Source organism: Streptomyces fructofermentans, assembly GCF_014651055.1.
GTDB lineage: Bacteria > Actinomycetota > Actinomycetes > Streptomycetales > Streptomycetaceae > Streptomyces > Streptomyces fructofermentans.
Map to the genome: position 1 here is coordinate 176091 of NZ_BMWD01000013.1, position 21716 is coordinate 197806.

The following is a 21716-nucleotide window of genomic DNA, read 5'->3' on the forward strand; positions in this document are numbered from 1 at the left end:
TCTCCCCACAGAGAGCGGCATTTTGCCGCGGAGGAGGCGACGCACATGTCGAAGAAGGCGAAGATCGCCGCAGGGGGTGTGGCGGCCGGGCTCATCCTGCTGATCTGGCTGCCCTGGTGGGCCGCACTCCTGATCGTCCTGGGAGTCCCGACCGCCGCCTACATGACGCTGGACCCCTCGCAGCGGCGCAGGCTGCGCCGCGTCACCCGCAAGGAGATCGGCCGCTGATCCGGTACCGGGCCGATCAGTTCCCTTCAAGAGCGCACGAGTTCACCACGTCGCCACTCGCGGGCCTGCCGACGGTACGGTCCGCGGGCGGCGGAGTGTCCCGTTCCACCCACCCGGTCAGCGCGGCGAAGGCCGAGCGGTAGCACGGCAGGATCGGACGCAGCCGCTCCGGGAACGAGTCGTACAGCCCGTCCACGTGCGTGCCGCCCTCGACCGTGTAGTAGCGGTGCAGCCCCTTGCGTCCGGAGCCGGCCACCATCCGCGCGTAGACATCGGAGTCCACGGCCTTCGGGAGCAGGGCGTCGAGGTCCCCGTGCAAAGTGATCAGGGGTTTGCCGATCCGCCCCGTCAGCGAGACCCGAGCGACCGCGCGGTGCACGGAGGCGGGCCGGGACGCGTAGTCGTAGGCGGCGTCCGAGGCACAGGGCGCGAGGATCTGCTCGGTCGTGGAGCCCGCGCTCGCGCCCGGACAGCCGGGGTCGTAGGCAGGGTCGAACTCGGCCCGGTAGACCTTCTGCGTGATCCCCCAGTAGGCCTTCTCGTGGTACGGCCACAGGAACTCGGAGCCGCGGGCGAACCCTGCCGCGTACAGGTCCTCGTCGCGAGCCGTGCCGAGGACCCGGGCCACACCCGCGGGCAGCGAGGTCAGGAGGCTGGGCCCGTCCGCCGTCCAGAGGGCCCCCTCCCAGTCCACGCCGCCGTCGTACAGCTCGGGACGGTTCTCCAACTGCCATCGCGTCAGATAGCCCCCGTTGGAGATGCCCGTCATGTACGTGCGGCGCGGCGCCTGTCCGTAGCGCTGCGCCACCACCTTGCGGGCGGCCCGGGTGAGTTGCGTGGTGCGGCTGTTCCACTCCGCGACCGCGTCACCGGGCCGGGTGCCGTCGCGGTAGAAGTCGGGCCCGTTGTTGCCCTTGTCGGTGGCGGCGTACGCGTACCCCAGGGCCAGCACATGGTCGGAGATTGCCACGTCGGTCGCGTACTGCTTGCGGGTTCCCGGCGCGCCCGTCACCACGAGCCCGCCGTTCCACCGTTCGGGCAGGCGGATCACGAACTGGGCGTCGTGCCGCCATCCGTGCGTGCTGTTCGAGCGTGACCGGTCGGGGAAGTACCCGTCGATCTGAACGCCCGGCACGCCCGACGGGCTCCGGGTGGCGCGGGCGGTCAGCCCCGCCTGGTCGGCCGTGTCCGTGAACGCGGTGCCGGCCAGGGCGGACGTCGTCAGGTCGGGAAGGCAGGCGCTCTGCTGGAACGCGGCCCCCGGTACCCGTATCCGGTCCTGCCGGGCACAGCGCTCCTGACCTCCGGACGAGGCCCCGGCCGGGACCGGTCCCGCGACGGCCAGCGAGAGCAGGGCGGTGACGAGCAGGGGGACGCTTCGGGACAGGCGCATGACCGGGCCTCCGGGCAACGGGGAGGGGGAACTGGTGGCTGCCCATCGTGCGATTCCCGGCGCGCGCCGCCCATGGGCGCGCAACACATGGATGACGTCGGCGATATGGGGTGCGAAGACGCAGCCCGAGGACCGCGGCGCCCCGCGCCCGTACGTGTCACGCCACACGCCGGTACGTGTCACGCCATGCCGGGAACGCGGGCCTGCCCGTCCCGGCGAGGGAGGGGGTAGGGTCCGGCGACGGTGCCTGCCGCCCGACGTGGACCAACGCCCAAGGCGGAAGGGCCGCGCGCTGCCCGACCCCGGCCGGGCGGCCTCCCGGCCCGCAACGCCGGCAGCCCGTGCGACCGCCCCCCCCGGTTAACTGGGGCGCACGGCCATCTTCTCGAGTGCTTCGAGCAGCCCGGGCAGCTCGGCGCCGCGGCCGATCGGGAGGACCTCGCCCGGCTTCTCGTCGAGCAGCACGAACGCGATGTCGTCGGTCCTGGCGACCATCGACCAGCCCGGCCCGTCGGCCCGCAGCATCCTGGCGTCGCCCGGGGCGAAGGATGAGCGGACGCGCCCCAGCGGGGGCGGCGTCTCCACATAGGCACGCGCCTCGGCCAGTACGCGCTTGACGCCGGTGAGCGGCTCGCCCGTGCCGCTCCCGTCCTGGCCGGAACCGGTCACCGGAGCCTTCTCGTCCGACGCCCCGGCCGAGCCCGAGCCCCCGGAGCCGGCTGAGCCCTCGGAGGCATCCCCTGAATCCGAGGGCTCCGAGGCATCCGGGGCTTCGGACGATCCCGAGGGCTCGGAGCGCTCCGTGTTCGAGGTCGCGAACTCCTTGTCGTCGATCTGCTCACGCCACGCGGCCCACTGGAGCGCGATCTCGTCGGCGCCGAGGCGCCGCTGAGCCGGACCCCAGCCCGAGGTGTCGGGCGGGGACAGCGGAGCCTGGTCCGCGACCTCCGGCGAGGGGTCGTGGGGAGCGGGCACCCCCGGCGCGGCGACGGCCAGCGCGAGCGGCCAACCGGGCAGGGCCGCGACCATCGTCCGGTCGTCGGGAGACAGGTCGTACTCCATGCCGCAGTCCCAGGAGGCGATGGCCACGGCGACCAGGGAGACGTCGTCGATGATCACGGTCCATCGCGCGCCGTCCCCGTCCTGGCCGAGCACCAGGCCGTAACCGTCGGAGAGCGGCGCGATACCGAGCGTCGCGCACGCTTCCGGGTAGTCGTCGCCCAGGACGCTGGGGAACTGCGCCGGCGTCAAGAGCACCGCCGTCAGCACGTACAGCGCGTCGTCGTCCTCGGTGGCCACGGCCTCATCGTCCGTCCCGGCCATGCCAGCCTCCCCATCGCTACATCTGTCGGCGCACCCTAATGCGCCCCCGCGGCGGTTGTCACGGGTCCTGAACGCGTACGGACCTGCGATTATCCTCCTGGAAAGGGGCGAAACGAACTCGAGGCCGCCGGGGAGCGTCCGCCGCGCCGCCCTGGTCGCGTCAGCCGGTCGTGTCCCGGGCCGCCCGGCTCAGGCCGCCGGGAGGCCGAGGAGGGTGCGCGCCACCGTCGAGGGCGACACGTCGCGTTCCCTGGCGAGGGCGATGACGGCACGGCACGCCAGCTCGTTGACGCCGAACGAGAGCGCCTCGGGCGACACCCAGGTCGCGGCCTCGTCGATCGCGTCCTGATCGTCCTCGGCGCAGGCCGACACGTAGGCGGCCGCCGCCTCGAAGAGGTTGTGCGTGCGCTTGCGCGGCCGCTCTCGCGCGGGCGGCGCCTGCTCCCCGGCCCCGGACGGTCGTGGACGTGAGAAGAACTTGCGGAGTCTTGCCGGCATGCCGGACATGCGGACCACCTTCCCCCTGTGCGGTTGTCCTCGCTCGCGGTTCAACTGCTGTCATTCAACGTAGAGTTGAAGCTTCGGCACCAGAAGGGGGCGTGTGCCGCGAAATCGCCACCCCCGCCCCTCCTTCGTCGATGTCCTCACGGGTGGCGGCAGGCAGGTCCGGCGCGGCGCCGGTGACCGCTCGGTTCCCCGGGGGATCGTGGCCGGTGAGTCTGCTCGGCCCCTTGGCCCCTCGGCCCCCGTGGCGGGTCGACCCGCTCGGTCCCCCGTCCTCGCTGCCGGCTGTCCCCTCGGATCTCGCGGCCCGCTCGGCCGCTCAGCCCTCGCGGACCGCCAGCGCGAGGAACCGGCTGTCCTCGTCCGCGTACGAGGTCAACTGCCAGCCCGAGCCTGCCAGGAGCGGGCCGAGGTTGGCCTCGTCGCGCAGGTCGTCCGGGGTGATCCGGCGGCCCTGGCGCGCCGCGAGGGCCGCCCGGCCGATCGGGTGGAAGAGCGCCAGCGTTCCACCGGGCCGCACGACCCGTGCCAACTCCCGCAGGTCCTCGCCCGGACGCGGGAGGTGCGCGATCAGCCCCGCCGCGAAGACGGCGTCCAGCGCGGCCGTGCGCAGCGGCAACCCCACCACGTCGGCCAGCAGCAAGTGCGCCGCCCGTTGCCGTCCCGCCCGGACCGCCGCCGCCAGCATGGCCGGCGTCAGATCCGCGCCCAGGACCACTCCCGACGGCCCCACGGCGTCCCTGAGGGGCGGCAGGGCGCGCCCCGTCCCGCACCCCGCGTCCAGCACCCGGTCGCCGGTCCGCAGACCGAGCTCGGAGACGGCCGCCTCGTACGCCGGACCGTCGTCGGGGAAGCGTTCGTCCCATGCCGCCGCGCGGGCCGTGAAGAACTCCTGGACCTGCGTGTGGTCGTCACTCATGCACCGCATGATCCCGCACGGGGCGTCTCGGCGACATGGCCGAAACCCGACGTAAGACGCGAAACGGTGCACATGTTCGGACACGGTGCGATCGTTCCGGCGCACGGCTGCGGCAGATTTCCACACCTTTCGAAATGCGCCCCTTTCGTGCGCCTCGCGCCGGGCTAGCGTCCCTGGGCCATGGGACATATGGACCACGCCACATTCGGCTGGCTGACCCCCGTGCTGTCGTACGCGATGGCCTGCACGGGAGCCGCCCTCGGCCTGCGCTGCACGGTCCGCGCCCTCGCCGCCTCGGGACGGTCGCGCCGCAACTGGCTGCTCACCGCGGCCTCCGCGATCGGCACGGGCATCTGGACGATGCACTTCCTGGCGATGCTCGGCTTCAGCGTCAGCGGCACCGACATCCGCTACGACGTGCCACTGACCGTGCTCAGTCTGCTCGTCGCCATGGTCGTCGTCGGAGCCGGCGTCTTCGCCGTGGGCTACGGCCGCGGTCGGGGCCGCGCGCTCTTCGTCGGCGGCCTCACCACCGGGCTCGGCGTGGCGAGCATGCACTACCTCGGCATGGCCGCCCTGCGACTGCACGGCGAGGTGACGTTCGACCCGGTGCTCGTCGCCGTCTCCGTGGTGATCGCCGTCGTCGCCGCGACCGCGGCCCTGTGGGCGGCCCTCAACATCAAGTCGCCCAAGGCGGTCGCCGTCGCCTCGCTGGTGATGGGCGGCGCGGTGAGCAGCATGCACTACACCGGCATGATCGCGGTCGGGGTCCGGGTCGCCCCCTCCGACGACGTCCTGCCCGGGGCCGCGGCGATGCAGTTCGTCTTCCCCCTCGCCGTCGGCCTCGGGTCCTACCTCTTCCTGACCTCGGCGTTCGTCGCGCTCTCCCCGACCGCCGGCGAACGCGAGGCGTCCGCGTCGGCCCAGCGGCCCGTCGAAAGCGCCGCCCGCACGTGAAGGGCCCGGACCTGCCACCCGGAGGACGCGCCCGAACCTCTCAGAGCGAGGAGGCCATGCGTACATCCCGCAGCACCCCCAAGGACGGCTCTCCGTCCCCGGCCCCGGAACGGGGCCGCCGAGCGCACGCCGGACCACCGGCCGAGGAGGACCCCGGGCCCGGGCAGCCCGAGGGCGCCGAACCGGGTGACGCCTCCTCGCGGCCGGAGGGCTGGACCCTGCGGCCCCGCACGGTACGCGCGAAGATCGTCTGCCTGCTGATGGTGCCGGTCATGTCCCTGCTGGCCCTGTGGGGCTACGCCACCGTGACCACCGCCCAGGACGTGTCACGGCTGCGGCAGTTGCAGCGCGTGGACGCGCAGGTGCGGGCCCCCGTCGCCGCCGCCGTGGCAGCGCTCCAGGACGAGCGCACCGTGGCCGTCGGCCATGCGACCGAGGCCACCGCCGCACGCGAGGCCGAACTGGAAAAGCTGTCGGCACGCACCGGGCGGGCCGTCGCGGCCCTCAGGCTCGGGGACCGCAACACCGTCGCCGACGGCGAGGAACTGCCCCCGGGCGTCGCGGGCCGTCTCGAAGCCTTCGTCGCCGCCGCCGAGCGCCTGGACTCCCTGCGGACCGCCGTACTGGAGCGGAAGGCGGGCTGGGGAGAGACGTACGAGCGGTACACCCGCGCCATCGACGCGGCCTTCGCCGTGGACGGCGCGCTCACGGGCATCCAGGACGCGGAAATCGGCTCCGACGCACGCGTGCTGCTCGAATTCTCGCGAGCGGGCGAGGCGCTCGCCAGGGAGGACGCCGTACTCGCCGGTGCCCGGCCGGCCGCGACACTCGACGGACAGCGCCTGCGCCTGTTCACCGGTGCCGTGGACACCCGTCGCTTCCTGACCGAGGCGGCGGCGGCCGACCTGCGCGGGTCCGAGCGGGCGGCCTGGGCGGACCTCGCCGACGGGAACGCGTACGACGACGTGCGCGCGATCGAGGACGACGTGCTCGCGGCCCGGCCCGGTCGGGACGCGCTCGACGCGGCACCCGCCGCGGGCTGGAAAGCGGCCCACGCGCGCGTGCGCGACGACATGCGGTCGATCCAGGCCGACGCCGGAAGCGCCGTGGCCGACCGGGCTGACCCGCTGCGCCGAGGACTGCTCTCAGCGGCGGGCGCCGCGGTCGCCCTCGGACTCCTCGCCGTCGCGGCCTCCCTCGTGATCTCCGTACGCATCGGACGCGGCCTCGTCGTCGAACTGGTCGGCCTGCGCAACACGGCCCTGGAGATCGCCAGGCACAGGCTTCCCAAGGCCATGCGCAGACTGCGCGCGGGGGAGACGATCGACATCCGGGCCGAGGTCCCGCCCGGACCACCCGCGGAGGACGAGGCGGGGCAGGTCGCGGAAGCGCTCGGCACCGTCCATCGCGCGGCCCTGCGCGCGGCGGTCGAACGGGCGGAACTCGCCGACGGTGTCTCCGGGGTGTTCGTCAACCTCGCCCGCCGCAGCCAGGTTCTCGTCCACCGCCAGCTCAGCCTGCTGGACAGCATGGAACGCCGCTCCGAGGATCCCGACGAACTCAGCGACCTGTTCCGGCTCGACCACCTCACCACCCGGATGCGACGCCACGCGGAGAGCCTGATCATCCTCTCCGGGTCCGCCCCGGGGCGCGCCTGGCGGGTACCGGTCTCCCTCACGAACGTCATCCGCGCCGCCGTCTCCGAGGTCGAGGACTACGCGCGCGTGGAGGTACGCCACCTCACCGAGACATCGGTCGTCGGAACCGCGGTCGCCGACCTCATCCACCTGCTGGCCGAGATCATCGAGAACGCCGCCCAGTTCTCGCCGCCCCACACCAGGGTCCGCATCACCGGCGAGCCCGTGGGCAACGGCTTCGTCGTCGAGGTCGAGGACCGGGGCCTCGGCATGGGCAAGGACTCCCTCGCCGAGGCCAACCGCCGCATCGAGCAGTCCGAGGCCCTCGACCTGTTCGACAGCGACCGCCTCGGCCTGTTCGTCGTCAGCAGGCTGGCCGCCCGGCACGGCATCGCCGTTCACCTGCGGACATCGCCCTACGGAGGCACGACCGCAGTCGTGCTGCTGCCCACGGCCCTGCTGCGCACCGGCGTGGAGGAACGTTCGGGCACCCGCCGGGAGGGGACGGTCCGGCCCGAGGAACGCGCCTACGCGCGCGTGCCCGGCGCCGCCGCGGAGCCGGACTCCCTCGGCACGCCCGTCGACAGGCCCGCCCTGGTCCCGCCGCGGGCGGCCCGTCCGGCAGCCGGCGCGGAAGCGTCGCACGGCAGTGCCCCGCCCGGCGTGGCGACCCTGCGCCTGCACCGGGCGGCGGAGGCCGCCCTCGAAGAGCCCGACGGACTCCCGCGGCGCGTGCGGCAGGCAAGCCTCGCCCCGCAGTTGCGGAAGGAGCCCTCCGCCGAGCCCGTACGGGCCCCGGACCGTCGAGACGAGGAGCGGACCCCCGAGTCGGTACGCGACCGCATGGCCGCCTACCGCGCGGGATGGGCCCGTGGCGGAGGACCCGCACCCGGCGACGGCATCACCCCCGACCCGACAGCGGGCGGCGACCGCAGTGAAGGAGACCCCGCATGACGCAGGACCCCGGCCTGGGGACCGCACCGCGGTCCGGTGAACTGGACTGGCTGCTCGACGACCTGGCGCTGCGCGTCGCCGAGGTGCGGCACGCCGTCGTGCTGTCGAACGACGGGCTCGCCGTCGGCGCGTCGGGCGCCATCCGGCGCGAGGACGCGGACCATCTCGCGGCGGTCGCCTCCGGGTTCCACAGCCTGGCCAAGGGCGTGGGCCGCCACTTCGGCGCGGGCGGAGTCCGTCAGACCATGGTGGAGATGGACGACGGCTTCCTTTTCGTCGCAGCCGCCGGGGACGGCTCCTGCCTCGCCGTCCTCAGCACCGCGACCGCCGACATCGGCCTGGTCGCCTACGAGATGGCACGCCTCGTCAAACAGGTCGGCGAGCACCTGCGCACGGCGCCGCGCGCGTCGGCCCAACCGCCCGCGGCCAGGTGAGACGGAGGCCGCCCCTCATGAGCGAGGACCGTACGGGCACCCGCGAGGAACCGGGCAGCCAGTGGTACGACAACGAGGCCGGGCCACTGGTCCGTCCGTACGCGATGACGGGCGGACGCACCACGTCCGGTCCCGCCGGGATGCGCTTCGACCTCATCGCCCTGGTCACCCTCGACACCGGGGCACCCGACGCCGGCGCCGACACCTCGCTCGGGCCGGAGCACCTGGAAATCGTCGAACTCTGCCGGACGGAGACCCAGTCGGTTGCCGAGCTGGCGGCGGGCGCAGACCTGCCCGTGGGTGTCGTGAGAGTGCTCCTGGGGGACCTCCTGGAACTGGGCTGTGTCACGGTGACCCGGCCGGTGCCGCCCGCCAAACTGCCCGACGAGCGCATTCTGCGCGAGGTCATCGAGGGGCTGAGGGCCCTGTAGATGACGGATGACGGAACGCACCCCGCGCGGAACCCGTCCACGACGTGTCCCGCTCCCATCCCGGCACTCAACCGGACCGAATCGGCCAGAAGACCGCATCTGCGGTCCAATCCCGCGAAGTGGCACGGTGGTTGCCATGATGGCGTCCTCCGCACACGGACCGACGACGACCGTTGCCGGCACTCCCGAGAGAAGTGATCGATGGTCCCCGAACACTCGGACGCGACGAGCGGTGACTCGACCGCCCTGGCGCTGAAGATCCTCGTCGCAGGCGGATTCGGCGTGGGCAAGACCACCCTGGTGGGCGCGGTCAGTGAGATCAGGCCGTTGCGCACGGAGGAACTGCTCAGTGAGGCGGGTGAGTCGGTGGACGACACCGACGGCGTGTCCCAGAAGGTCACCACCACCGTCGCCATGGACTTCGGCCGCATCACCATCAGGTCGGGCCTGTCGCTCTACCTGTTCGGCACACCCGGTCAGGACCGCTTCTGGTTCCTGTGGGACGAGCTGTCGCAGGGGGCGCTCGGTGCCGTCGTCCTCGCCGACACCCGTCGGCTGGAGGACTGTTTCCCCGCGGTGGACTTCTTCGAGCACCGGCACATCCCGTTCGTCGTGGCCGTCAACTGCTTCACCGAAGCGCGCGCGTACGGTGCCGGCGAGGTGTCGCGTGCCCTGGACCTCGACCGGGGAACCCCCGTGGTTCTCTGCGACGCCCGTGACCGTGACTCGGGCAAGGAAGTGCTGGTCAGGCTCGTCGAGTACGCCGGACGGATGCACACCGCGCGGATGCTCGACACCGTCGGCTGACCGTCCGGCTGCTGCCGGGCGACCGATGGCGCGGACGTCCCACGTTCGGCGGTATGCCCCTGACGGCCGGTGGCCGTTGGCCGGTCGATCCCGGCGCGCTCGCCCGCCGAGCGGGCGTCGCGCGCCGGGACGGTGATCCGGAGGTTCAGTCGGCGACGGAAGCCTGGGCGAGAACCTTGCCGATCCTCACCCGGACGAGGAGTTCGCCGGGTACGCCGTTGCGGTCGGCGAACTCCTTCTCCCGCTCCTCACCCATGTACCGCGCGCCGATCCGTCCCGCCCACAGGCGTACCTCGTCGATGTCCTCCGACAACTGGGCGTGCCCCTGGAGTACGACGAAGGCGAACGGTGGACGGTCGTCGTCCACGCAGAGGGCGACCCGTCCGTCCCGGGCCAGATTGCGTCCCTTGACGGTGTCCTTCCCCGTGTTGAACACGAGGTCGTCGCCGTCCAGCAGGAACCAGATCGGGGCCACGTGCGGGCTCCCGTCGGCCCGGACGGTCGACAATTTGCCGGTGCGGGTTCCCTGCGAGACGAACGCCCGCCATTGCTCATCGGTCATCTTCTGTGCCATGGCCCTATCCTCCTTGCCCGGATGCCCGTGGTGGGGAAGGCTGGTTGATCGGATCCTCCATCCAGGGGGAGTCGAGCATCAGGGGGAGACGGACGATGGCTGAGAATCAGAGGCTTGGCTGGCTGCTGGACGATCTGACCCAGCGGGTCGAGCACGTACGGCACGCGCTGGTGCTGTCGAACGACGGGCTGGTGACCGGGGCGAGTACGGGGCTCAGGCGGGAGGACGCCGAACACCTCGCCGCGGTCTCCTCGGGCCTGCACAGCCTGGCCAAGGGGTCTGGGCGGCACTTCGGGGCGGGCCAGGTCCGGCAGACCATGATCGAATTCGATGAGGCCCTTCTCTTCGTGACGGCGGCGGGCACGGGCAGCTGCCTGTGTGTGCTCAGCGGCGCGGAGGCCGACATCGGCCAGGTCGCCTACGAGGCGACCCTGCTCGTGAACCGCGTCGGCGAGCACCTTCACGTCGACGCCCGGCAGCCGGAGCACTCCTCCGTGCTGGACCTCTGACCCGCGCCGGGGCGGCGCAGGAAGCCGCGGGTGAAGGGCGGGTGAAGGGCGGGCGCGCGAGGGCCCGCGAGGATCCACCAGGGCCCGCGAGGGCCCGCCAGGGCAGGAAGCGCACGCGGTTGTACGTGGATCTGGACGAGCGCTGACCTGCACGGATGCCCCCACGTTCGGAGTTGTCCACAGGCTCGGACCGAAATCCGGCAAACCGGCTACGGTTTTTCTCGGAGCAGCGCACGAGGGTGCGCGCCGCTGACGGGGGAGAGCCACCATGCCTGTCGACACGATCACGCAATCCGTCCCGACCACACTTCGCGCGGCCGTCGGGGGGACCACCCGACCCGCGCTACCGCAGAGTCGCGCCGCCCGTGAACTGGGACTCAAGCGAAGCGAGTTCGATCTCGCCGTTCGGCTGGGCCGGATCAGGACCGTTCCGGACGAAGGCGGTGGAGGACGCCGCGTGACCCGGGCGGAGATCGACCGGGTGGCCTCCGAGGACGGGTTCCCCGAAGCCCTGCGCGAACAGGTCAGGGCTGTCGGCACCGCTGAGGGCGCGGCCCTGCTGGGAGTCACGACGCCACGATTCACACGGTTGGCACGGCTGGGCCTCGTCTCGCCTGTCGGCTTCTACCTGAACCGCTACCGGACCGTGGTGTGGCTGTACGCGGCCGAGGACCTGCGGCGGTTCACCGAGGACGAGAAGCACGCGCCGCTGCTGCGGGGCCGGACACCCGAACCGCTCCGACGCCGGCTGGACGCCGGCCTCGATCTGCGGGCCCGCAATTGGCGGGGACGGCATCTGGGCTCCTTGCTGCGGCAGGCGAACGACCCCTGGGCGCGTGCAGCCGCACTCGCCTCCCTGCTGGAAGCGGCTCAGGTCGAGGAGACGGTCCCGGACCCCTGCGAGCGGGCCCACATGAACCGTTTCGCGCCCGAACCGCCCTCGCGGAGCGCCGCCCCCGACTCGCCGGCCGCCCTTCTCACCCGGCGGATCATGACCGCGGAGGATGCGGACGAGGTGGCCTGGCTCCGGTCGGACCTGGCGAGCGCACTCGTGGAGGCACGCGCGGACCGCCCCGCACCGCGACCCGCCGCGAGGCCCGGCCCCGAGCAGGGACCGGGACCCGAGTGCCGGCCTGCTTCTCCCGACCCCGACCCCGAGCCCAACCCCGACCCCGACCCCACCCCTGTCGCCGACGCCGATCCCGATCACCGGTCCGACCGAGCAAGCGGGCGTCATCGAGGGCTTCTCGGGTGGCTGCGTCGCGGAGACGACTGATCCGCGGCCCGGCCCCGAGGGGTGCGACGCGTCAGACGTCCAGTTTGCGGAACAGCCCTTCCTGGACGACGGACACGAGCAGCCGCCCCTCCAGGTCGTAGATCCGGCCACGGGCCAGGCCCCGTCCCCCCGTCGCGATGGGCGACTCCTGGTCGTAAAGGAACCACTCGTCGGCGCGGAACGGCCGGTGGAACCACATCGCGTGGTCGAGCGACGCCATGTCGAAGCCGCGCCGGCCCCACAGCGGTTCCACCGGGATGCGGACGGCGTCCAGCAGGGTCATGTCGCTCGCGTAGGTGAGCGCGCACGTGTGGACCAGTGGGTCGTCGCCCAGCGGACCGACGGCACGCATCCACACGGCGCTGCGGGGCTCGGCGTGCTCGATCTCCTCGGGGGTCCAGCGCAACCGGTCCACGTAGCGGATGTCGAACGGCTGGCGCCGGGCCATGCGCTCCAGCGCTTCGGGGAGCGCGCCCAGATGCTCCTGGATCTCCTGGGTGACGGTCGGCAGCGACTCGGGATCCGGAACCTCACGGGCCGGCGGCAACTGGTGCTCGAAGCTCCCTTCCTCAGGCTTGTGAAAGGAGGCGGTCAGATTGAAGATCGTGCGGCCCTGCTGCACGGCCGTGACACGCCGCGTGGTGAACGACCGGCCGTCCCGCACCCGTTCGACCTGGTACACGATGGGCACGCCGGGTCGGCCGGGGCGCAGGAAGTACGCGTGCAGCGAGTGCACGGGCCGGTCCCCCTCGGTGGTGCGGCCCGCGGCGACGAGGGCCTGGCCCGCCACCTGTCCGCCGAAGACCCGCTGCAGGGACTCCTCCGGGCTGCGGCCGCGGAAGATGTTGACCTCGATCTGCTCCAGGTCGAGCAGGTCGACAAGCCGTTCCGCTGGGTTCGTTGTCATGTGTCGAGTTCTCCTGTGCTCACAACTGGCCGACGTCGGTGACCTTGACGACGGCGCGGCCCTCGGCGTCGGAGGCCGCGAGGTCGACCTCCGCGCTGATGCCCCAGTCGTGATCGCCGTTCGGGTCGGCGAAGGTCTGCCGGACCCGCCACAGTCCGTGCTGCGGCTCCTCCTCGATCAGCAGCAGCTTGGGGCCGCGCGCGTCGGGGCCGGTGCCGAGGTCGTCGTACTCGTCCCAGTACTTGTCCATGGCCTCGCCCCAGGCGTCCGCGTCCCAGCCGGACTCGGCGTCCATCTCGCCGAGTTCGCCGACGTGGTCGAGGGCGGCGAGTTCCACCCGCCGGAACAGGGCGTTGCGGACGAGGACGCGGAAGGCGCGCGCGTTGGCGGTGACGGGCTTGACCTGGTCCGCCCTCTCCTGGGCCTCCTCGGCCGTCATCACCTCGGGGTTGGCGAGCTGCTCCCACTCGTCGAGGAGGCTGGAGTCGACCTGGCGCACCATCTCGCCGAGCCAGGCGATCAGATCCTCCAGGTCCTCCGACTTCAGGTCGTCCGGGACGGTGTGGTCGAGTGCCTTGAACGCGCTCGCCAGGTAGCGCAGGACGATGCCCTCGGTGCGTGCGAGCTCGTAGTGGGACACGAACTCGGTGAAGGTGAGGGCCCGCTCGTACATGTCGCGGATGACGGACTTCGGGGACAGCGGGTGGTCGCCCACCCACGGGTGGCTCGTGCGGTACGTGTTGTAGGCGTGGAAGAGCAGCTCCTCCAGCGGCTTCGGGTAGGTCACGTCCTGGAGCCGCTCCATGCGGTCCTCGTACTCGACGCCGTCCGCCTTCATCAACGCGACGGCCTCGCCGCGGGCCTTGTTCTGCTGGGCGGCGAGGATCTGCCGCGGGTCGTCCAGCGTCGACTCCACGACGGACACCATGTCCAGGGCGTAGGAAGGGGATTCGGGGTCGAGCAGCTCGAACGCGGCGAGCGCGAACGTCGACAGCGGCTGGTTGAGCGCGAAGTCCTGCTGGAGGTCGACGGTGAGACGCACGATGCGGCCCTCGGCGTCGGGCTCGTCGAGCTTCTCGACGATGCCGCCGTCCAGGAGCGAGCGGTAGATCGCGATGGCCCGCCGGATGTGCCGCAACTGCTGCTTGCGGGGCTCGTGGTTGTCCTCCAGCAGATGGCGCATGGCGGCGAACGCGTTGCCCGGGCGGGCGATCACCGACAGGAGCATCGTGTGCGTGACACGGAAGCGGGAGGTCAGCGGCTCGGGATCGGAGGCGATGAGCTTGTCGAAGGTGCCCTCGGTCCAGCCGACGAAGCCTTCCGGAGCCTTCTTGCGCACCACCTTGCGGCGCTTCTTCGGATCGTCGCCGGCCTTGGCGAGGGCCTTCTCGTTCTCGACGACGTGCTCGGGAGCCTGCGCGACGACGAAGCCGGCCGTGTCGAAGCCTGCCCGCCCGGCACGCCCCGCGATCTGGTGGAACTCGCGTGCGCGCAGCGTCCGGACACGGGTGCCGTCGTACTTCGTGAGGGCCGTGAACAGCACCGTGCGGATGGGCACGTTGACGCCGACGCCGAGGGTGTCCGTCCCGCAGATGACCTTCAGCAGGCCGGCCTGCGCGAGCTTCTCCACCAGACGGCGGTACTTGGGCAGCATGCCGGCGTGGTGCACGCCGATGCCGTGCCGTACGTACCGGGAGAGGTTGCGGCCGAACTTGGTGGTGAAGCGGAAGTTGCCGATCAGTGCGGCGATCTGGTCCTTCTCCTCCCGCGTGCACATGTTGATGCTCATCAGCGCCTGGGCCCGCTCCACGGCCTGGGCCTGGGTGAAGTGGACGATGTAGACGGGCGCCTGCCTGGTTTCGAGCAGCTCCGTGAGCGTCTCCGTGAGCGGCGTCAGCCTGTACTCGTAGGAGAGCGGGACGGGCCGGGTCGCGGAGCGGACCACCGAGGTGGGACGGCCGGTCCGACGGGTCAGGTCCTGCTCGAACATCGACATGTCGCCGAGCGTCGCCGACATCAGGATGAACTGGGCCTGCGGCAGCTCCAGGATCGGGATCTGCCAGGCCCAGCCGCGGTCGGCCTCGGCGTAGAAGTGGAACTCGTCCATCACGACCTGGCCGACGTCGGCCCGCTTGCCGTCGCGCAGCGCGATGGAGGCCAACACCTCGGCCGTGCAGCAGATGATCGGGGCGTCGGAGTTCACGGACGCGTCGCCGGTCAGCATGCCGACGTTCTCGGTGCCGAAGATCTTGCACAGTTCGAAGAACTTCTCCGAGACGAGTGCCTTGATCGGAGCGGTGTAGAAGGTGACCTCGTCACGGGCGAGCGCAGCGAAGTGCGCACCCGCGGCGATCATGCTCTTGCCGGAGCCGGTGGGCGTCGACACGATCACGTTCGCACCCGACACCACCTCGATCAGCGCCTCCTCCTGATGGGGATAGAGGGTGAGACCGCGTTCCCCGGCCCACGACTCGAAGGCTTCGTAGAGGGCGTCGGGGTCCGCGGACTTCGGCAGCTGATCGATAAGGGTCACGCCCCCATCTTGCCTGCCATCCCTCCCGATGAGGGAATCGGCTGCCGGCTCGAAGATCATGAACGCTACGCTGTGGCGCCGACAGGCGTCAGCGCACTGGGGCAACCGGCTGTCAGTACAAGAGGAATGGGGCGGGGAACGGCCATGATGGGACCAGCACACTCACTGTCGGGGGCCGCGGCCTGGTTGGGCGTCGGCGCCGCGGCGGCCGCCGCCGGGCACACCATGCCCTGGCCGGTCCTGCTGGCCGGAGCGCTGATCTGCGCGGGCGCCGCGCTCGCGCCCGATCTGGACCACAAGGCGGCCACCATCTCGCGGGCCTTCGGCCCGGTCTCGCGGGCCCTGTGCGAGATCGTCGACAAGCTGTCGTACGCCGTCTACAAGGGGACGAGGAAGCCGGGCGACCCGCGTCGCTCCGGCGGGCACCGCACCCTGACCCATACCTGGCTCTGGGCGGTGCTGATCGGCGCGGGCAGCTCGGTCGTCGCCATCACGGGAGGCCGCTGGGGAGTCCTGGCGCTCCTCTTCGTGCACATGGTGCTCGCCATCGAAGGGCTGCTCTGGCGGGCGACCCGTGGCTCCAGCGCCGATGTGCTGGTCTGGCTGCTGGCCGCCACGAGCGCGTGGATCATCGCCGGGATACTGGACCAGCCGGGCAACGGTTCGGACTGGCTGTTCACCGACCCCGGTCAGGAGTACCTGTGGCTCGGGCTGCCGATCGTCCTCGGCGCGCTCGTCCACGACATCGGGGACGCGCTGACCGTGTCGGGCTGCCCGATCCTGTGGCCGATCCCGGTCGGCCGGAAGCGGTGGTACCCCATCGGCCCGCCGAAGGCGATGCGGTTCAGGGCGGGTTCGTGGGTCGAGCTGAAGGTGCTGATGCCGGCCTTCATGGTGCTCGGCGGGGTGGGCTGCGCGGCCGCGCTCAACTACATATGAGCGCGGCCGGGTTCCCGTCGATCGGGGCGGGCTGCGGACTCCTCCGGGGCTCGCGCCGCCCCGGCCGTCGAACGCAAGCGTCCCGGCCGGCGGGTCAGGCCGCGCCGCCGCCCGCTGGCTCGTCCTGCCCGGTGGCCCCGCTGCCGTAGCGCTTCTCGAAGCGCGCGACCCGGCCCTCGGTGTCCACCGTCCGGGCCTTCCCGGTGTAGAAGGGATGGCTCTCCGAGGAGATCTCCACGTCGACCACGGGGTACGTCCGGCCGTCGTCCCATTCGATCGTCCGGTCGCTCGTCGCGGTGGACCGGGTCAGGAAGGCGTAACCGGCGGCGCGGTCCCGGAAGACGACCTCGTGGTAGTCGGGGTGCTTGTCCTGCTGCATGGCTGCTCCTTGCGTGGGGGTGGAGGCGCGGAGTGTGGGCCCTTCGTGGCGGGTGCGCGGTGGCCGGCCCTTCGTGGACGTCCCTTCAGCCTCGGCTCGTGGCGTCGGCTCTCGGTGGCGGCCCGCGAGGTCGGCGGGCAGGGGCCGGGAGCCGCGCGTCAGCCGCGCAGGGAGTCCTCGTCGACGATGTGCATGGCGGCCTCCTCGGCCGATGCCGCGGCACCGTCGATGCCCACATCGGTCGCGAAGAGCTCGCTCTCGTCGTCGTTGTGCGCTCCCTCGTCGGGGGCCACGAGGCGGCCGGAGCGGGCGCTGCCCACTTCGTTGTCCAGGGGCTCGCCGTCCGAGTCGGGACTGTCGCCGATGCCGTCACCCTCGGGTACCGCGGTGTCCGGCAGTTCTTCCGCGAGGCGTTCGTCCAGGGTCTCGCCCCGGAGCTGTTCCGACGCGGTCACGCCCTTGCGTTCCACCGCCCAGGGCCGGTCCGGTGGTGACCAGCCCCGGTCGAGGTCGCTCACGCCGTCGGATTCCAGGGTGTCCTCGACGTCCAGCAGCCCCGCGTCGTCCTGGACCCCGGATCCGTTGGGCTGGTAGACCTCGTCTCCCCATCCGTCGGCGCTGTCCACGGGAACCTCCAAGTGGTGCGGGCGGGCCTGCTGTCTCCGTGATCGGTGGCATATGCGCAGGCCACCGGGCCCAGGCCGCGTCCTCGCACCATGCCTCAGCGTGCGGCTTCCGGACGTTCCCCGAGCCGGTGCCCACCCTCCAGACTTCCACCCCACTTCGACACCGCGCAACGGCACAGGGTCCGGCGGCCGGCTCCGGCGCGCTCACCAGGGGCGGATCACGGCAGGTGCCGGCGCCGCCGTCCGCCCGGTTCCGACCCCCGCCCGGGCCGCCTCGCGCCGGAAGCGAACCGGCCCCGCACCGGCCCCGAACCCGCCCTGGAACCGGCCCCTAACCGGCCCCGCATCTGCCGCGAACCTGCGTTCGCGCCCCCGCACCCGCCCGCACCCGCGCCCCCTCCGCACCGTCCGACGCACGGCCCGCACAGCCCGCACGGCCCGCAAGGCAGCGCACAGCGGCCGGTCTGTCGGACGGCCGCGTGCGCCAGTACGGCAGCGGGCCCCTGTCGGCTACCCGTGCCAGGACCGCCACAGCGCCGCGTACGCGCCGTCCGCGGCGACGAGCTGGTCGTGGCTGCCCAGCTCGGCGATGCGGCCGTCCTCGACGACGGCGATGACGTCCGCGTCGTGCGCGGTGTGCAGCCGGTGGGCGATGGCGATCACCGTGCGGCCGTCGAGAACGCGGGCCAGGGACCGTTCCAGGTGCCGGGCCGCCCGCGGGTCCAGGAGCGAGGTGGCCTCGTCCAGGACCAGCGTGTGCGGATCGGCGAGGACCAGCCGGGCGAGGGCGATCTGCTGGGCCTGGGCCGGGGTGAGGGCGAGTCCGCCCGAGCCGACCTCGGTGTCCAGACCGTCTTCCAGCGCCCGCGCCCAGCCGTCGGCGTCGACCGCCCCGAGAGCGGCCCACAGCTCGGCGTCGTCCGCACCCGAGCGGGCCAGGAGCAGGTTGTCGCGCAGGGCGCCCACGAACACGTGGTGCTCCTGGTTGACCAGGGCCACATGGGAGCGGACGCGTTCGGCGGACATCCGGGACAGTTCCGCGCCGCCCAGGGTGACGCGGCCGGCGCGGGGGGCGTAGATCCCGGCGAGCAGCCTGCCGAGGGTGGACTTCCCCGCACCGGACGGGCCGACCAGGGCCATCCGGGTCCCCGGCGCGACCTCCAGGGAGACCTTGCGCAGGACGTCGACGCCCTCGCGGTAGCCGAAGTGCACGCTGTCGGCGTGCACGGCACGCCCGTCGGGTGCCGCCGACTCGTCCCCGGAGCCGGGTTCGATGTCGCGGACACCGACGAGCCGGGCCAGCGAGACATGGGCCACCTGGAGCTCGTCGTACCAGCGCAGGATCAGGCCCACCGGGTCGACGAGCATCTGCGCGATCAGGGCGCCGGTCGTGAGCTGCCCCACGCCGATCCAGCCCTGCAGGACGAAGTACCCGCCGATCATCAGGACGGAGCCGAGGACCGTGGCATGCGTGATGTTGATGACCGGGAAGAGCACCGAGCGGAGCCAGAGGGTGTACCGCTCCCAGGCTGTCCACTCCCTGACCCGCTGGTCGGACAGGGCGATGCGCCGGGCGCTCAGCCGGTGGGCCTCGATGGTGCGCCCGGCGTCGACGGTCTCGGAGAGCAGGGCGGACACGGCGGCGTACCCGGCCGACTCGGAACGGTAGGCGGACGGCGCACGTTTGAAGTACCAGCGGCAGCCGACCACCAGGAGCGGTACGGCGACCAGGACTGCGGGTGCGAGCGGAGGCGCGGTCACGGCGAGTCCGCCGATCAGCAGCGCCACCCACACGACACCGATGGAGAGTTGGGGCACGGCCTCGCGCATGGCGTTCGCGAGCCGGTCGATGTCCGTCGTGATCCGCGACAGCAGATCGCCCGTGCCGGCCCGTTCCAGTACGCCCGGCGGCAGTCCGACGGACCGTACGAGGAAGTCCTCGCGCAGGTCGGCGAGCATGCGTTCGCCGAGCATGGCGCCCCGCAGCCGGACCTGGCGGACGAACACGGCCTGCACGACCAGGGCGACGACGAACAGCGCGGCGGTGCGCTCCAGATGCAGGTCGCGCGCGGCCTCGGCGCCGTCGGAGACGCGCTGGATGAGGGAACCCAGCAGGTAGGGGCCGACCATGGAGGCGACGACGGCGACGGTGTTGACGGCGATGAGCAGGACGAAGGCCCGGCGGTGCCGCTGGAACAGTTCGGCCACGTAGGCGCGTACGGTCGCGGGGGCGCCGACGGGCAGGGTCTCTGCGGTCGTCGGGGCCGCCGGGTCGTAGGCCGGTGGCGCCACGCCGATCATGCGGTCTCCTCGATCTCTTCGAGTTCGTCGAGTTCGTCGATCTCGTGCAGGTCGGTCAGTGCGGTCAGTTCGGTCAGTTCTGTCGGGCCGTCCAGTCCGCCGGGCGGGGACGGACGGGCCGGCTCCTCCACGGCGGCCTGGTCGTCGGTCTCCCGGGTCACGACGGCGCGGTACCGGGGTTCGCCGCGCAGCAGATCGCGGTGCAGGCCTACTGCGGCGACCTCGCCCTCGTGGACGAGTGCGACCCGGTCCGCGTGGTCGAGGAGCAGCGGCGACGAGGTGAAGACCACCGTCGTCCGCCCCTGTCGCAGGGACCGGATGCCCTCGGCGATGCGTGCCTCGGTGTGCGAGTCCACCGCGGACGTCGGCTCGTCCAGGACGAGCACCTCGGGGTCCGTGATGAGCGACCTGGCCAAGGCGAGGCGCTGGCGCTGGCCGCCCGACAGGGACCGGCCGCGTTCGGTGATCCGGGCGTCCATCGGGTCCCCGGTGTCCAGGGACCCCTGGGCGAGCGCGTCGAGCACGTCGCGGCACTGCGCGGCGGCCAGGGCCGCCGCCGCGTCGACGTCTCCGGAGCCGGGCACGTCGAGCAGTTCGCGCAGGGTGCCGGAGAGCAGCACGGGGTCCTTGTCCTGTACGAGGACGGCGGCGCGCGCGGAGTCGAGCGGAAGTTCGTCCAGGGGTACGCCGCCCACCAGTGCCGACGGCAGGTCGGAGGAGGCGGCGGTGTGCCCGCCGAGCCTCTCTGCCAGCACCCCGGCGGCGTCCGGGTCGCCGCACACCACCGCGGTGAGGCGCCCGGCGGGAGCAAGCAGACCCGTCGCGGGGTCGTACAGGTCTCCTGCGGGCACGACCGCCTCGCGCGACCCCTCGCCGTCCGTCGCCCGCTCCAGGGACAGCACCCGCGCGGCGCGTTTCGCGGACGGACGGGAGAAGGAGTACGCCATCGCGATCTCCTCGAAGTGGTGCAGCGGGTACGTGAGCAGCATGACGGCGCTGTACACGGTGACCAGTTCGCCGACGGTGATCCGGCCCTCCCGGGCCAGGTTCACGCCGTGCCAGACGACCGCGATGAGCAGCAGCCCGGGCAGCAGCACCTGGATCGCGGCGATCAACGACCACATGCGGGCGCTGCGCACGGCCGCGTGGCGCACCTCCTGGGAGGCGCTGCGGTAGCGGTCCAGGAACAGCTCCTCGCCGCCGATGCCGCGCAGCACGCGCAGGCCGGCGACGGTGTCGGAGGCCAGTTCGGTGGCGCGGCCCGCCTTGTCGCGCTGGAAGTCGGCCCGCCGTGTGGCGCGCGGCAGCAGCGGCAGCACCGCCAGCGCAAGGACGGGCACGCCGACGGCGACGACGATTCCGAGTGCCGGCTGGTAGACGACAAGGGCGACGCAGACCAGCACGATCGTCACGGCGGCGGCGGTGAACCGCGACACGGCCTCGACGAACCATCCGATCTTCTCCACGTCGCCGGTCGACACGGAGACGATCTCACCGGCCGCGACGCGGCGGGTCAGCGCCGAACCCAGCAGCGCGGTCCTGCGGGCCAGCAGCTGCTGGACGCGTGCGGCGGCGGTGATCCAGTTGGTGACCGCGGTGCGGTGCAGCATGGTGTCGCCGAGCGCGATGCCGAGCGCGCACACGGCGATCAGGCCGCCCGCCAGGGCGAGCCGCGCGCCGGATCGGTCCACGACGGCCTGGACGGCGAAGCCGACGCAGAAGGGCAGCCCGGACACGGAGACGAAGTGCAGCAGTCCCCAGCACAGGGCCTTCACCTGTCCGCCGAGTTGATTCCGACCGAGCCACACCAGGAAGCGGGGACCCGAACGGACATCGGGCTCACCCGGGTCGGGATACGGAAGGTCTTGGATCTGCATGACGTCCCAGGGGGCTCGTGGAAGGGGGTGGGGGATTCGGGGCGGGGTGAGAAGGGGGGAGAGGCAACAAACCGTGAAAGGTTCGCGTCACAGCGTGTCCGCAGGCAAACGATTTTCCGGCGCGAGGCAAAGATTCGGCCCGGACCGCCCGGATATGGCCTGGAAGCCGAGGGGCCGTACGTGTTCGTCCCGGGCGTGGTGCGACGAT

20 protein-coding genes are annotated in these 21716 nt (G+C 72.2%); 9 read left to right on the plus strand and 11 right to left on the minus strand.

Going from position 1 to position 21716, the window contains the following annotated elements:
- The first annotated feature begins 45 nt into the window (after window positions 1–45).
- The gene (locus tag IE265_RS19760) at window positions 46–228 is read left to right on the plus strand and encodes a tail-anchor membrane protein (RefSeq protein ID WP_190036948.1); all 183 of its coding nucleotides are present in this window, start codon (window positions 46–48) and stop codon (window positions 226–228) included.
- A gap of 16 nt (window positions 229–244) precedes the next feature.
- Here the strand turns inward: IE265_RS19760 and IE265_RS19765 are convergent, their stop codons facing one another.
- The 4 genes from IE265_RS19765 to IE265_RS19780 all read right to left on the minus strand — a co-directional run bounded on the left by IE265_RS19765 (window position 245) and on the right by IE265_RS19780 (window position 4367).
- Window positions 245–1621, minus strand: a complete 1377-nt coding sequence (locus IE265_RS19765) for a tannase/feruloyl esterase family alpha/beta hydrolase (RefSeq protein WP_190036949.1) — start codon at window positions 1619–1621, stop codon at window positions 245–247.
- A gap of 360 nt (window positions 1622–1981) precedes the next feature.
- Window positions 1982–2944, minus strand: a complete 963-nt coding sequence (locus IE265_RS19770; protein WP_190036950.1) for a hypothetical protein — start codon at window positions 2942–2944, stop codon at window positions 1982–1984.
- Between the two features lie 189 nt (window positions 2945–3133).
- A complete protein-coding gene (locus IE265_RS19775; RefSeq protein ID WP_190036993.1) occupies window positions 3134–3442 on the minus strand; it encodes a hypothetical protein in 309 nt (102 codons plus the stop codon).
- 325 nt (window positions 3443–3767) lie between these two features.
- Window positions 3768–4367, minus strand: a complete 600-nt coding sequence (locus IE265_RS19780; RefSeq protein WP_190036951.1) for a class I SAM-dependent methyltransferase — start codon at window positions 4365–4367, stop codon at window positions 3768–3770.
- Window positions 4368–4547: 180 nt separating this feature from the next.
- Here IE265_RS19780 and IE265_RS19785 point away from each other — a divergent pair, with 180 nt between their 5' ends.
- The 5 genes from IE265_RS19785 (at window position 4548) to IE265_RS19805 (ending at window position 9587) form a co-directional block, all read left to right on the plus strand.
- A complete protein-coding gene (locus IE265_RS19785) occupies window positions 4548–5324 on the plus strand; it encodes an MHYT domain-containing protein (RefSeq protein WP_190036952.1) in 777 nt (258 codons plus the stop codon).
- Between the two features lie 56 nt (window positions 5325–5380).
- A complete protein-coding gene (locus IE265_RS19790; RefSeq protein ID WP_190036953.1) occupies window positions 5381–7915 on the plus strand; it encodes a sensor histidine kinase in 2535 nt (844 codons plus the stop codon).
- Window positions 7912–8349 (plus strand): roadblock/LC7 domain-containing protein, encoded by a 438-nt coding sequence (locus IE265_RS19795; RefSeq protein ID WP_190036954.1) that lies wholly within the window; start codon window positions 7912–7914, stop codon window positions 8347–8349. Before IE265_RS19790 ends, IE265_RS19795 begins: the two co-directional genes overlap by 4 nt.
- A 17-nt stretch (window positions 8350–8366) precedes the next feature.
- On the plus strand, window positions 8367–8780 hold the full coding sequence (locus IE265_RS19800) for a DUF742 domain-containing protein (protein WP_190036955.1): 414 nt from the start codon (window positions 8367–8369) through the stop codon (window positions 8778–8780).
- Window positions 8781–8981: 201 nt separating this feature from the next.
- Window positions 8982–9587, plus strand: a complete 606-nt coding sequence (locus IE265_RS19805; RefSeq protein ID WP_190036956.1) for a GTP-binding protein — start codon at window positions 8982–8984, stop codon at window positions 9585–9587.
- A gap of 145 nt (window positions 9588–9732) precedes the next feature.
- Here the strand turns inward: IE265_RS19805 and IE265_RS19810 are convergent, their stop codons facing one another.
- Window positions 9733–10161, minus strand: coding sequence for a PPOX class F420-dependent oxidoreductase (locus tag IE265_RS19810; protein ID WP_190036957.1), 429 nt, complete (start codon window positions 10159–10161; stop codon window positions 9733–9735).
- Window positions 10162–10256: 95 nt separating this feature from the next.
- Between IE265_RS19810 and IE265_RS19815 the strand changes: the two genes are divergently transcribed.
- Together IE265_RS19815 and IE265_RS19820 are read left to right on the plus strand one after the other, a co-directional pair.
- Window positions 10257–10670, plus strand: a complete 414-nt coding sequence (locus IE265_RS19815) for a roadblock/LC7 domain-containing protein (RefSeq protein WP_190036958.1) — start codon at window positions 10257–10259, stop codon at window positions 10668–10670.
- A 268-nt stretch (window positions 10671–10938) separates the two neighbouring features.
- Window positions 10939–11946, plus strand: coding sequence for a DUF6397 family protein (locus tag IE265_RS19820; protein WP_190036959.1), 1008 nt, complete (start codon window positions 10939–10941; stop codon window positions 11944–11946).
- Between the two features lie 31 nt (window positions 11947–11977).
- Here the strand turns inward: IE265_RS19820 and IE265_RS19825 are convergent, their stop codons facing one another.
- Together IE265_RS19825 and IE265_RS19830 are read right to left on the minus strand one after the other, a co-directional pair.
- On the minus strand, window positions 11978–12853 hold the full coding sequence (locus IE265_RS19825) for an acyl-CoA thioesterase (RefSeq protein ID WP_190036960.1): 876 nt from the start codon (window positions 12851–12853) through the stop codon (window positions 11978–11980).
- 19 nt (window positions 12854–12872) lie between these two features.
- The gene (locus IE265_RS19830; RefSeq protein ID WP_190036961.1) at window positions 12873–15386 is read right to left on the minus strand and encodes a DEAD/DEAH box helicase; all 2514 of its coding nucleotides are present in this window, start codon (window positions 15384–15386) and stop codon (window positions 12873–12875) included.
- A gap of 144 nt (window positions 15387–15530) precedes the next feature.
- On the opposite strand from IE265_RS19830, the gene IE265_RS19835 reads away from it, so the two are divergent.
- Window positions 15531–16325, plus strand: a complete 795-nt coding sequence (locus IE265_RS19835; protein WP_190036962.1) for a metal-dependent hydrolase — start codon at window positions 15531–15533, stop codon at window positions 16323–16325.
- A gap of 94 nt (window positions 16326–16419) precedes the next feature.
- Here IE265_RS19835 and IE265_RS19840 read toward each other — a convergent pair whose 3' ends face one another.
- From IE265_RS19840 to IE265_RS19855, 4 genes are all read right to left on the minus strand, one after another.
- Window positions 16420–16704 carry a type B 50S ribosomal protein L31 gene (locus IE265_RS19840; RefSeq protein WP_190036963.1) on the minus strand — a complete coding sequence of 95 codons (285 nt, stop codon included), beginning with the start codon at window positions 16702–16704 and terminating at the stop codon, window positions 16420–16422.
- 158 nt (window positions 16705–16862) lie between these two features.
- Entirely contained in the window at window positions 16863–17330 is a 468-nt protein-coding gene (locus IE265_RS19845) for a DUF5709 domain-containing protein (protein ID WP_190036964.1), read from the minus strand.
- 510 nt (window positions 17331–17840) lie between these two features.
- Window positions 17841–19631: an ABC transporter ATP-binding protein gene (locus IE265_RS19850; RefSeq protein ID WP_190036965.1), complete on the minus strand. Its 1791-nt coding sequence runs from the start codon at window positions 19629–19631 to the stop codon at window positions 17841–17843.
- Window positions 19628–21508 carry an ABC transporter transmembrane domain-containing protein gene (locus IE265_RS19855; RefSeq protein WP_190036966.1) on the minus strand — a complete coding sequence of 627 codons (1881 nt, stop codon included), beginning with the start codon at window positions 21506–21508 and terminating at the stop codon, window positions 19628–19630. The genes IE265_RS19850 and IE265_RS19855 overlap by 4 nt, the downstream gene beginning before the upstream one ends.
- Window positions 21509–21716: the final 208 nt, after the last annotated feature.